9 protein-coding genes are annotated in these 12,383 nt (G+C 75.0%); 4 read left to right on the top strand and 5 right to left on the bottom strand.

Annotated features, from left to right (window positions below; translation table 11 throughout):
• Position 1 precedes the first annotated feature (1 nt).
• The gene (locus HLI28_RS11210; protein WP_171247648.1) at positions 2-823 is read right to left on the bottom strand and encodes a patatin-like phospholipase family protein; all 822 of its coding nucleotides are present in this window, start codon (positions 821-823) and stop codon (positions 2-4) included.
• 136 nt (positions 824-959) lie between these two features.
• Positions 960-4,586 carry a proline dehydrogenase family protein gene (locus HLI28_RS11205; RefSeq protein WP_171247647.1) on the bottom strand — a complete coding sequence of 1,209 codons (3,627 nt, stop codon included), beginning with the start codon at positions 4,584-4,586 and terminating at the stop codon, positions 960-962.
• A gap of 209 nt (positions 4,587-4,795) precedes the next feature.
• Here HLI28_RS11205 and HLI28_RS11200 point away from each other — a divergent pair, with 209 nt between their 5' ends.
• Positions 4,796-6,073, top strand: a complete 1,278-nt coding sequence (locus HLI28_RS11200) for a Glu/Leu/Phe/Val family dehydrogenase (protein WP_343035799.1) — start codon at positions 4,796-4,798, stop codon at positions 6,071-6,073.
• Positions 6,070-6,894: a putative protein N(5)-glutamine methyltransferase gene (locus HLI28_RS11195; RefSeq protein WP_171247678.1), complete on the top strand. Its 825-nt coding sequence runs from the start codon at positions 6,070-6,072 to the stop codon at positions 6,892-6,894. The genes HLI28_RS11200 and HLI28_RS11195 overlap by 4 nt, the downstream gene beginning before the upstream one ends.
• On the opposite strand, the gene HLI28_RS11190 is transcribed toward HLI28_RS11195, so the two are convergent.
• The 3 genes from HLI28_RS11190 to HLI28_RS11180 form a co-directional block, all read right to left on the bottom strand.
• A complete protein-coding gene (locus HLI28_RS11190) occupies positions 6,860-7,693 on the bottom strand; it encodes a tryptophan-rich sensory protein (RefSeq protein ID WP_171247646.1) in 834 nt (277 codons plus the stop codon). The two genes, HLI28_RS11195 and HLI28_RS11190, sit on opposite strands and share 35 nt — an antisense overlap.
• A 62-nt stretch (positions 7,694-7,755) precedes the next feature.
• Positions 7,756-8,526 (bottom strand): hydrogen peroxide-dependent heme synthase, encoded by a 771-nt coding sequence (gene hemQ, locus HLI28_RS11185; RefSeq protein WP_171247645.1) that lies wholly within the window; start codon positions 8,524-8,526, stop codon positions 7,756-7,758.
• Between the two features lie 28 nt (positions 8,527-8,554).
• Complete coding sequence (locus HLI28_RS11180) at positions 8,555-9,703, bottom strand: ferrochelatase (RefSeq protein ID WP_171247644.1); 1,149 nt, start codon at positions 9,701-9,703, stop codon at positions 8,555-8,557.
• Between the two features lie 159 nt (positions 9,704-9,862).
• Here HLI28_RS11180 and HLI28_RS11175 point away from each other — a divergent pair, with 159 nt between their 5' ends.
• Complete coding sequence (locus tag HLI28_RS11175) at positions 9,863-11,752, top strand: hypothetical protein (protein ID WP_171247643.1); 1,890 nt, start codon at positions 9,863-9,865, stop codon at positions 11,750-11,752.
• A gap of 154 nt (positions 11,753-11,906) precedes the next feature.
• A complete protein-coding gene (locus tag HLI28_RS11170; protein ID WP_171247642.1) occupies positions 11,907-12,332 on the top strand; it encodes an Hsp20/alpha crystallin family protein in 426 nt (141 codons plus the stop codon).
• Positions 12,333-12,383 lie beyond the last annotated feature (51 nt).

Below are 12,383 nucleotides of genomic sequence, written 5' to 3'. Positions count from 1 at the left end.
TTCAGTCCTGTGCCGCGAGGTAGGTCCGGGTCCGGTCGTAGGAGCGCTCGATCCGGTGCCGGGTCGCGTCGAGCCGCTTGTACGCCCGGACCTTCTCGTCACCGGGCAGCGAGCCGCCGGAGGGCAGCACGTGCACCGTGACGTCCGCGGGGACGTCGGCGAGCTCGCGGTGGAACCGGTGCCGGCGCGAGATCTCGAAGGCGACCTTCGCCACGTCGGACGGGCTGCGCGGGGCCGACAACGGCTCCTCGATGCGCCCGACCTGGAGCACGTACACGGTGGTGGCCCCCCGGCGCACGGCCTCGCCGAGAGGGATCGAGTTGACCAAGCCGCCGTCGACGAAGTGCTCACCGTCGATGACGGTGGGCGGCATCGCCCCGGGCACCGAGGCCGAGGCCAGCACGGCCTCGACCAGCGGCCCGGTGTCGAACCAGTGCTCCGACGCCCGTTCGATGCTCGACGCGGCGACGACGAGGGGCACCTCGAGGTCGGCGAACGTCCGGCGCTCCCCCACGGCCTCCTCGATGAGCCGCCGCAGCTTGGCGGGGTCGTACACGTGCACCCGCGAGCGGGCCAGGTGCCGGACCTGGCGGTACCAGGGTTCGGCGTACACGGCGGCCGCCGTGGGCGACGCCCAGGCCTGCAGAAGGCGGTCGACGACGCCGAGGGTCGGGTCGGCCGCGACCGCGGCGCCGTTGATGGCGCCGACGGACGTCCCCACGATCAGGTCCGGGTGGACGTCCGCCTCGAAGAGCGCCTGCAGCATCCCGACCTGCACGGCACCGCGGACGCCCCCGCCACCCATCACGAACGCAGTCGCCATGTCCGCCATGCTGCCACGGCGGACGAGGACCGGCCGGGAGATCGGTCCGGTCACGGTCGTCCGTCCCCGACGTGGAGGGCGCGCAGCGCCCGGGGACGGGACCGTGGCCGGATCGATCTCCCCGGCCGGGCGGACCTCAGGCGCGCAGGTGCCCGTACCGGTGCTTCGTCCGGCTGACGGCCTGCTCGCGCAGGAACGGCAGGAGCTCGCGCCGCCCGGCGGCGAGCACCGGCTGGTCGAGCACGGTGACCTCGCCGACGCGCTCGACGGCGGCAGCGCGCAGCCCCGGCGCCTCGCCGACGACGCGGATCCGGCCGGTGACCCGGCCCTCGGCGACGGCGGCGGCGAAGTCCTCGTGCGAGACCGGGGTCTCGTGCGGCACGCCCCAGCCCGCGTCGGACGCGGGCACGACGACGGCCCGCACCCCGGCCCGGCGGGCACCGGCGAGCACGCGACGCACCTCGACCGGCAGGGCGCCGTCACCGACGCGCACCGTGACCTCGGGGACCGGGCGGTAGCGGAAGCTGTTCTCCTCCACCGACAGACCGGTCGGGTCGTGCGCGACCCCGAACTCGGCGTCCCACGCGGCGTCGTCGGAGGCCTCGGCCCAGGCGAGCCAGGCCTCGGGGTCCGCGGCGCGCGACGGCACGTCGGCGCCGTCGCTCCAGCGGCCGAGCTGGGCGACGTAGTTCGGGCCGCCCGCCTTGGCGCCCGGGCCGACGACCGAGCCCTTCCAGCCGCCGAACGACTGCCGCTGCACGATCGCGCCGGTGATGTGCCGGTTGACGTAGGCGTTGCCGACCTCGACGCGGTCCAGCCACGTCGCGATCTCGTCGGAGTCCAGGGAGTGGATCCCGCCGGTCAGGCCGAACGACACGGCGTTCTGCATCTCGACGGCCTCCTCCAGAGTCTCCGCGCGCATGATGCCGAGCACGGGACCGAAGACCTCGGTGAGGTGGAAGAACGACCCGGGGGTCACGCCGTCGCGCAGCCCGGGCGACCACAGCCGGTCCGGCTCGATCCCGGCCGTCGTGGCGACGTCGTCGAGCCGTCGGGGCTCGACCAGCCAGGACTCGCCGGGCTCCAGCGACGTCAGCGCCCGGTGCAGCTTGCCGGCGGCCGGCTCGGTCAACGGGCCCATCACCGTCGACAGCGACGTGGCAGGTCCGACGGCGAGCGACCGCACGGCGTCGACGAGCTGTCGCCGGAACCGCTCCCCCGTCACGGTGGACTCGTCGCCGACGGACCCCACGAGGATCACCAGCGACGACGCCGAGCACTTCTGGCCGGCGTGGCCGAACGCGCTGCGCACGACGTCGGCGACCGCGAGGTCGAGGTCGGCGGACGGCGTGACGATCAGCGCGTTCTTGCCCGAGGTCTCCGCGAGCACGGGACGGTCCGGGTTCCACCGGGCGAACATCTGGGCCGTCTCCAGCGCGCCCGTCAGCACCACCCGCGACACGTCGGGGTGGGTCACCAGGTGCTTGCCGGCCTCGCCGTCGGGCACCCGCAGGAACTGCACGGCGTCGCGGGCCACGTCGGCCGGCAGCCCGAGCTCGGGTGCGACGGCCTCCAGGGCGTCCTGGACCGCCTCGACCGCGAGCTCGTAGCAGCGCGGTGTCGGGGGCGCCGGCTTGGCGAGCACGGTCGACCCCGCCGCGAGCGCCGCCAGCACGCCGCCGATGGGGATCGCCACCGGGAAGTTCCACGGCGGCGTGACGAGCGTGACGCCGTCCGGGGCGAAGTCTGCGCCGTCGACGGTGTCGAGCGCCTCGGCGGCCGCCGCGTAGTAGGCGGCGAAGTCGATGCCCTCGGTGACCTCGGGGTCGGTCTCGGCGACGGTCTTGCCGGCCTCGTGCACGGCGGCGGCCACGAGGTCTCCGCGCCGCGCCTCCAGCCGGCGGGCGGCCTCGCGCAGCACGCGGGCGCGGCCGGCGGGCGGGACGGCCGCCCACTGCTCGCGGACCTCGACGGCGCGGGCGACGGCCTCGTCGATCCGGCCGGTGTCGGTCGTCTCGGGGGTCCGCACGGGTACGAAACCGCTGTCGGGGCCGACCAGGCGGGCGGCCCACTCGCGGTGCGCCGCCACGGCGGGGTCGGTGTCGACGGCGTTGTGGAAACCGGTCGGCGATCCCGGTCGGTCGGGCGACCCGTTCCCCGGCCGGGTCCGCGACCCGGTGTCCGACCCCGCGGTCGTACCGTCCGCGGCGCCGTCGTACCCGGCGGGTCCGTCCGCGGCACCGGAGGTACGACCGCGCGGCGTGGTGGCGGGCGTGTCGAAGCGGGAGGTGCGACGCGGGACGACGGCGTCCGGGTCCGGACGCAACCCGTCGGTCACCGACGCGCGGAACGCGATCTCCTGCCGCTCCATCGGGGTGCCGCGCACCCCGGGCTCGTCGGCCGCTGGGGCGAAGGCCGCGTGCACGAAGTTCTGCTCGGCGGCGTTCTCCTCGAGACGGCGCACGAGGTAGGAGATGGCCACGTCGAAGTCCTCGTCGCGCACCGCGGGGGTGTACAGCACGACCTGGCCGCCGTCCCGGGCGACCTCGGCCCGCACCAGACGCGCCTCGATCGGGGCCATCCCCTGCAGCATCTCGATGTCGAGCCCGGCGCTGACGTCGCGCGCACGGCCGAGGAGGATGGCCAGGGCGACGTGGAACAGGTTGTGGGAGGCGACGCCGAGGCGGACGGCGGCGGTCCGCTCCGGGGTCAGGTGCGCGTCCAGGATGCGCACGTAGTTGGCGTCGACCTCGGCCTTGGTGTCGTACGTCGCCGGCGCCCAGTCGTGCAGCTCGGCCTCGACGTGCTCCATCGCGAGGTTCGCGCCCTTGACCAGGCGCACCTTGACCGGGGCGCCGCCGGCGTCGACCCGCTGCTGGGCCCACGCGGTGAGCTCGTCCAGCGCCCCGAGGGCGTCGGGGAGGTACGCCTGCAGCACGATGCCGGCCGACAGGCCACGCAGCTCGGGGTGGTCCAGGACGTCCCGGAACACGGCCGTGGTCAGGGCGAGGTCCTTGTACTCCTCCATGTCGAGGTTGATGAAGACCCCGTGGTCGCGGGCCGCGCGGTACAGCGGCAGCAGGTGCTCGACCACGCGCTCGCGCGAGCCGTCGAGGTCCCAGGTGACGAGCTGGGCGGCCACGGAGGAGACCTTGACCGACACGTAGTCGACGTCGGGGCGCTGCACGAGTGCGACGGTGCGCTCGAGCCGGGCCGCTGCCTCCTCGTCGCCGAGCACGGCCTCGCCGAGCAGGTTGACGTTGAGGGTGTAGCCCTCGGACCGGGTCCGGGCGAGGTGCTTGCCCAGCCCGCGGCCCGCGTCGGCGACGAGGTGGCCGACGAGCTGGCGCAGCCGCACGCGGGCGGCCGGGACGACGACGGACGGCAGGACGGGGGCGACGGCGGCCCCGACCCGGAAGAGGGTGCGGTCGACGGGCGACAGGAACGACGCGGCGCCGGCGTCCCGACCGAGGCGGGAAAGCGCCTTGGCGGCGACCCGGACGTCCTGGGGCCGGGCGACGTCGTCGACGAACCCGACGGCGAGGTCGAGGCCCGCGGGGTCGGCGACCAGGGCGCCGAGGCGCTCGGCGGTCGCGCGCGTGCGGCGGTCCGCGCGGGTGACGACACCGTCGGTCCGCGTGGCCGCGTCGATCCAGGTGTGGGCGAGGGCGACGGCATCCTCGACCAGGTCGGCCGGGCTCACGGTCGCCTCGGGGCGGGCGCCGGGGTGGCCGGTTCCGCGATCGGTGGCATGGGTGCTCATGGCACCAGGGTGCGCCCGATCACAGCGTCCCGTCTTGTACAGAACGGGTCGCACGGAGCGCACTTTGCGACAACCCGACAGCAGGCAGGCCGTCACCAGGACCGCCCGTGGCCTGCGGGGTACGGTACCGGGACGGCCCACGACCCGGGCCGGTGACCATCCCGGGGCACCGCCGGGAGGCCCCTCCGACGCCTCCGAGGAGGAACCGCGTGACCACGACGTCGACCCGTCCGGAATCCGTGGGCGAGGCATCGCCCCTGGCGACGGCCCGGTCCCAGCTCGCGACCGCCGTCGCGCACCTGGGCTACGACGACGGGCTGCACCAGATGCTGGCCACGCCGCGCCGCGAGATCCAGGTCGCGGTCCCGCTGCACCGGGACGACGGCTCGCGGGTTCTCCTGGAGGGCTACCGGGTCCAGCACAACGTCTCGCGCGGGCCGGGCAAGGGCGGGCTGCGGTTCCACCCGAGCGTGCACATCGACGAGGTGCGCGCGCTGGCGATGTGGATGACGTGGAAGTGCGGCATCGTCGACCTGCCGTTCGGAGGTGCCAAGGGTGGCGTCGGCATGGACCCCGCCGACTTCACCCCCGGCGAGCTGGAGCGCGTCACCCGCCGGTACACCTCGGAGATCATGCCGCTGATCGGCCCCGACACGGACATCATGGCCCCCGACATGGGCACCGACGAACGCACCATGGCATGGGTCATGGACACCTACTCCGTCAACCGGGGGTACACGATCCCGGCGGTGGTCACCGGCAAGCCGCTGGCCATCGGCGGTTCGCTGGGCCGCGGCACGGCGACCAGCGCCGGCATCGTGCACGTCACGGCGGCCGCGCTCAAGGAGGCCGAGGCCCGGATGGACGACGTGCGCGTCGCGATCCAGGGCTTCGGCAAGGTGGGCGGGAACGCCGCGCAGATCTTCGCCGAGCGCGGGGCACGGGTGGTCGCCGTCAGCGACCGCTACGGCGGGGTGCGGACCGACGACGGGCTGGACGTGGCCCGGCTGGCCGAGCACGTCAGCGAGACCGGCAGCGTCGTCGGGTTCGGCGACGCCGAGGCGATCTCCAACGCCGAGCTCATCGCCCTCGACGTGGACGTCCTCGTGCCCGCCGCCGTCGAGGGCGTGCTGACCGCCGAGTCGGCGCGCACGGTGCGGGCCCGCTGGGTGGTCGAGGGCGCGAACGGGCCGACCACGACGGCCGGTGACGCCGTGCTCGCCGAGCGCGGGGTGACCGTCGTCCCGGACGTGCTCGCCAACGCCGGCGGTGTCGTCGTCTCCTACTTCGAGTGGGTGCAGGCGAACCAGACGTACTGGTGGTCGGCGCACGAGATCGCCGAGAAGCTGGCGCGGCGCATGGCCTCGGCCTACGGCGACGTCTCGGCCCTGGCCCGGCGCGACGGCATCTCCCTGCGGGACGCGGCGACGGTGATCGGCGTGCGGCGAACCGCCGAGGCGCACGAGATCCGGGGGCTCTACCCCTGAGACCCGCGGGGGACCCGACGGCGGCGCTCGCCGACCGGCTGCGGGACGCCGGGTGCGTCTTCGCCGAGGACGAGGCCGCGGTGCTGCTGCGCGCCGCCCCGGCCGGGTCGGCGCGGCTGGAGCAGCTCGTGGCGCGCCGCACCGCCGGTGAGCCCCTCGAGCACGTGCTCGGCGAGGTGGAGCTCGCCGGCAGGACGTGGACGGTGGGACCAGGCGTCTTCGTGCCCCGCCGTCGCAGCGAGGCGCTGGTCGAGGCAGCGCTGGACCGCCGCCCCGGGTCGGTGGACCCGACGGTCGTCGACCTGTGCTGCGGCTGCGGCGCGCTCGGCGGCGCCGTGCTCGAGGGGTTGACCGCGGCCGGTGCGCGCCCCGCGCTGCACGCCGTCGACGTCGACCCCGTGGCGGTCGGTTACGCCCGCCGCAACCTCGAGCCGCTCGGCGCCGCCGTCGCGACCGGCGACCTGTTCGACCCGCTCCCGCGCAGCCTGCGGGGCCGCGTCGACCTGCTCCTGTGCCACGCTCCGTACGTGCCCACCGCCGCCCTCGCCACCATGCCGCCGGAGGCGCGGGACCACGAGCCACCGACGGCGCTCGACGGCGGTGCCGACGGTCTCGACGTGCTGCGGCGGGTGCTGGGGCAGGCCCCGCGGTGGCTCGCACCGCGCGGCGTGCTGCTGTTCGAGATCGCGGCGCGGCAGTGGCCGGCGGCGCGACGGAGTGTGGCCGCCGCGGGGCTGAGGGCCGAGCGGGTACGGGACGAGGACCGGGACGCTACCGTGGTGGTCGCTAGGCGCGAGCGCGGCGACGGCGGACCAGGGTGACCACGACCGGGCCGACCACGGCCACGGCGGCGGCGACGCCGGCCGCGACCGCCACCGTCTGGTCGGTCAGCGGCCCCGTCGTCCGCCCGACGGCGATCCAGGCGAGACCCCAGCCGATCGCGAGGCCGACGGGGACCACCACCGCCGGGCGGACGGCGCCGTACCGGGCGACCGCGAGCGCCAGCACAGCGCCCACCGCCACGAGCGCGACGCCCCACCCGGTGGCGCCCAGGCCCAGCTCGCCGACGTCCGCCGCCTTCAGGGCCGCGGCGGTGTTGGCCAGCGTCGCCACGGAGACCCAGCCGAGGTAGAGGCCGACGGTGACGTCGGTGACGACGGCGTCGAGCACGCGGGGGGCGGGGGTCCGCACGAGACGCACGAGCACCAGGGACAGCACGGCGACGAGACCGGCGATGACGGCGACGCTGGCCCACAGCCAGCCGGCCTGCACGACGCCGATCCAGGCGGCGTTGAGCAGCATGGAGACGAGGATCCACCACGCCACGGACCGCAGACGGGGGTCGGCCGCGCGACCGGGCAGCGCCTGGACGACGGCGAACAGCACCAGACCGGTGTAGATCACCGACCAGATCGAGAACGCCGGGGTGTCGGGCGCCAGGACCGTCGCGTCGGCGGACAGCGCACCGTCCGCCGCCTCCTGGATCGGCTGGCCGCCGAACGCGCCGGAGCCGACGGCGGCACCGAGGATGGCGAGGAGGGCGCCGACGGCGACCACGACCTGCCGGACGCGGTCCCGGGCGGTGGTGGGGCGCTGGGGTGTGTCCTGAAGCGTCGTCATGTCCTCAGCATGCCAAACCTCAGCATGCTGAGCATCTCGGTCGGGCGACCGGCCTGCCGGCGCTACGCCCGGGTGCGGGGCTGCCGGTCGACCCACGCGGCCAGCGGCACCCGCGGCCCGGTGTAGAACGGGACCTCCTCGCGCACGTGGAGGCGCGCCTCGGTGGCCCGCAGGTCCCGCATGAGGTCGACGATGCGGTCCAGGGCGTCCGCCTCGAACGGCAGCAGCCACTCGTAGTCGCTCAGCGCGAACGTGCTCATCGTGTTGGCCCGCACGTCCTTGTACCCCGCGGCGGCGATGCCGTGGTCGCGCAGCATCGTGCGGCGCTCGGCCTCCGGGAGCAGGTACCACTCGTAGGACCGCACGAACGGGTACACGCACAGGTAGTCGCGCGGGGCCTCACCGGCCAGGAAGGCCGGGACGTGGCCCTTGTTGAACTCCGCGGCCCGGTGCAGGGCCACCACGGACCACACCGGCGTCAGCACGGCACCCAGGCGCGAGGCCCGCAGCCGCTGGTAGGCGCCCTGGACCGACTCGACCGTGGGGCCGTGCACCCAGACCATGAGGTCCGCGTCCGCACGCAGCCCGGCGACGTCGTAGACACCGCGCACGACGACGTCACCGTCGGCGCGGGAGGGGTCACGGTCGGCCTCGGCAGCGCCGCCCCACAGGGCGTCCTCGGCCTCGGCAGCGAGCGCGGCACGCTCGGCGTCGTCGGCCGGCACCGGCCCCGCGAGCGAGAACACCGAGATCATCGCGTAGCGGATGGACTCGTTGATCGCGGCGGTGTCGACGGCCTCGCCCGTGTCGGCGTGGATGTGCTGGTCGCTCACGGATGCTCCTCCAGGATCGCTCGGTCGCTCAGCGGTTGACGTCGCGCGAGCACAGCGCCGGGACGCCGCTGGGCTCACCGTCGCGGCGCAGGCAGCAGTCGACCTCGCAGACGGACCGGAACGGGGGCAGGGTCCCGACGGTCGCCTCGTCGACGTCCTCGCCGCGGGCCTTGGCCGCCCGCTCGAGCAGCAGGTCCACCAGCCCGGCCACGAAGGCGGGCCGCGTCCCCACGGTGCCGGCGCGCACGGCCGTCATCCCGAGCTCGGTGGCGGTCTCCATCGCCTCGGTGTCGAGGTCGTAGGCGACCTCCATGTGGTCCGAGATGAAGCCGATCGGCGCCATGACGACGTCGCGCAGGCCCTCGCCGGCACGCTCGGTCAGCAGGTCGTTGACGTCCGGCTCGAGCCACGGCTGGGTCGGCGGGCCGGACCGCGAGCAGTAGGCCAGCTCCCACAAGACCTCGTGGCCGCGCGCCTCGGCGACCCGGGCGGCGATGACGGCGGCGACGTCCAGGTGCTGGGTGGAGTACGTGGCCTGCGAGATGCGGGACGCCGCCTCCATCGTGTCCGGGATGGAGTGCGTGACGAACACGAGCTTCGCGTCCGCGGGCGAGCCGCCCTTCTCCTCCAGCGCGGCGTAGCCGTCGAGGACGGCCTCGACGTTGGCCTGCACGAAGCCGGGGTGGTTGAAGTACGACCGGATCTTGTCGAACTGGACGCCCGTCGACCCGTTCTCGTCGAGCTGACCGCGCTGCTGCAGCGTCACGGCCAGGTCCTCGCGGTACTGCCGGCAGCCGGAGTAGCTCGAGTAGGCCGAGGTGACGAGCGCGACCGCGCGCTCGGCACCGAGCGCCTCGAGCTCGGTGACGGCGTCGTCGGTGTACGGCTCCCAGTTGCGGTTGCCCCAGACGACCGGCAGCTCGATCCCGCGCGCGGCCAGCTCGGCCTCGATCGCGGCCTTGAGCGCGAGGTTCTGGTCGTTGATCGGGCTCTTGCCGCCGAACGCGTAGTAGTGCTCGCCGACCTCCTCCAGCCGGGAGTCGGGGATCCCCTTGCCCGCGGTGACGTTGCGGAGGAACGGGACGACGTCCTCCGGCTTGTTCGGGCCGCCGAAGGAGAACAGCAGCAGCGCGTCGTACGGGGTGGGATCGGCCGTCGGCCGGGGGGTCGTCGACATGGTCCCATCATCCACCGAGCCCAGGGGTGCTCCGGACCGCCTCGCCGCCGCCCCGCCGTGACATTGAACGGACAGGACGTCATCTTCGACCCCGCGCCGACCCGGACGTGCGCGGGTACTCTCGACGGACCCGGTCCGGACCGTGAGCGAGGAGGCCCCGTGACGAGCACCCGCACCGCCTCCGCGCCGGGCCGGACGGGACCCGCGCGACCGCCCGCCACGGTGGGCCAGGTGCGCACCACCGTGCAGGCGGAGGCGCTCGCCGCCCGCCTCCAGCACCCCGACCGCACCTGGCCCGTCGTGGTCGTCTCCACCCCGCAGGACCGGGGCCGCCCCTTCGTCGACGCGGACCGCGTGCTCGACGCCGTCCAGGGCCTGGCCGAGGTCGTCGTGATCCACGCGGGCGACCCGTCGTGGGCCTTCTCGCACGGCATGCCGGACGCCACCCAGGTCTACGGCGGCGCCTCCCGGGTCTACCCGGTGGGCGTCGGCTGGGTGCACGACGTCACCCGCTCGCCGCTGTGGATCGCGTACGACGCCGCCGAGGGCACGCGGGTGCACGACCGGCTCGTGCAGGACGCTCTGACGGCGGCCACGCGCGCCGGCCTCGTCACCGTGAGCCTGCTGTCGACCGCTCCCGCCGCCACCAGCGGCACGGTGCTCGGTCTCGTCGGCACGCGCGCACTGGTGCAGACCGCCGACGGCGCGACGGCGCAGGTGGCCCAGGAGCTGACGCTGCCCGTCGTGCCGATCGACCGGCTCCTGGCGCCGGGCATGGCGGTGCACGGCGTGCTGGACGCCGGGACGCGGCGTCTGGACGTGCGCGGCATGCTGCCCGACCCCGTCGCCCAGACCTCGCGCGTGCTGGCCGCCTACCCGGCCGGCGCCGTCGTGCCGGCGCAGGTGCACCGCGTGGAGGCCGACGAGGTCACCCTCGCCCTCGCACCGGCGGTGGCCGTGCGCGTGCACCGCGAGCACGCGAGCCGGGGCGACGACGACCTGCGCGACCTCTTCACCGTGGGCGAGGTGGTCGCGGCCCGCATGCAGCCACCCCGCCCCGTACCCGGTCCCGCCGGCGGCCACCGGCAGCCGGCGCTGCGTCTCGACGACGTCGACGACGCCGCCGGCGTGCTGCCCGCGATCAGCCTGCTCGACGGCGGACCGCCCTGGCTCCCGGCCCCGACCGTGCCCCCGGACGAGGATCTCGGCCCGGAGCCGACGACGGTCCCCGAGCCGCCCCCTGCTGCCCGCCCGACGCCCGGCCCCGGCCCGCGCCGCGCCGTGCCGCCACCGGGGCGCTCCCCCGCGCCGGTGCCCGCCGCCTCGACGTCCTGCCCGGACGACACCACCGAGGTGGACGCCTCCTCGCCCGGCGAGCGCAAGGCCCTGGTCCGGCAGCTCGAGCGGTCCGTGCACGAGTACCGTGCCCGGGCGCACCTCGCCGAGCGGGAGAACGTCGAGCTGCGCGCCGCGGTCAGGACGCTCGAGGTCGAGGTCGCGGGCCTGCGCGACCTGGCGCGCGAGCAGCGGGACCACCTCGACCGGATGCACCGCGACGCCGAGCGGTACAAGGCGCGGATCCGGTCCGCGCGCAAGCAACGTGCCGGGGAACCGGCCACCGCGGCGGCACCCGACCGGCTCTTCACGGACCCGGAGGACCAGCTCCGCCACGACGTCTACCGCGCCTGGGCCGAGCTGATCGGGCCCGACGAGAAGGTCGACTACCCGTTGCCCGACTACGACGTCGGTCCCCGGTTCTGCGACTCGCTCGCGGGACCGGGGCGCGGCTTCGAGGACCGTGTGCACCGGGCGATCGTCATGGTGCTGACCGGCCGGGCCCACGACGTCGCGGGCTACGAGCTGCACCGCCTGCGACGCGGGGACGGCGGCAGCGACCCGTACCGGGTCCGCGAGGCGGACGGTGCCCAGGCGATGCGCCTGTCGTTGCAGGTCAGCGCACCCCAGGCACGCCGGCTGCACTACTGGCAGCTGCCCGGCGGCGGGGTCGAGCTGTCCCGGGTCGTGCTGCACGACGACGTCGCACCCTGATCCCGGATCGTTCGCTCACGGCGAACATCCGACGCTGGCACTCTCGGGTCGAGAGTGCTAATTCTGAGGGTGTAGCCAGGTGACGCCGGACGGACCGGCGCACCCGTCGCGGATCGAGGTCGCGGGTGCGGCCTCGCCGAGGAGGTGATGCGCGATGGCTACGTACTGGGACCCGTTCCAGGAGATGGACCGGCTCTTCGGCTCCTTCCCCCTCACGGCGCGGAACGTCTCGGCCATGCCGATGGACCTGTTCCGCGAGGACGACCACTTCGTCCTGGCCGCCGACCTGCCCGGGATCGACCCCGGCAGCATCGACGTCTCGGTCGAGGACCGCACGCTGACCGTCCGGGCCGAGCGGACCGGACGCTCCGGCGAGGGCCAGTGGCTGCTCCGCGAGCGCCCGGCCGGCACCGTGGCACGTCAGATCACGCTCGGGCGCGGGCTGGCGCTCGACCACATCTCGGCCTCCTACGCCGACGGCGTGCTGACGCTGACCATCCCGGTCGCCGAGGAGGCCAAGCCGCGGCGCATCGAGGTGTCACACCGCTCCGAACCCCACACCATCGAGGCCGGCGGCTGATCGTCGCGCCAGGCCGCGGGCGGCGGTCGCCGGGACGCGGCGTCCCGGCGA

It is taken from the genome of Isoptericola sediminis (genome assembly GCF_013085345.1).
GTDB lineage: Bacteria > Actinomycetota > Actinomycetes > Actinomycetales > Cellulomonadaceae > Isoptericola > Isoptericola sediminis.
Note: the sequence above shows the minus strand (reverse complement) of the source record. Positions and strands in the feature narration are given on the sequence as shown.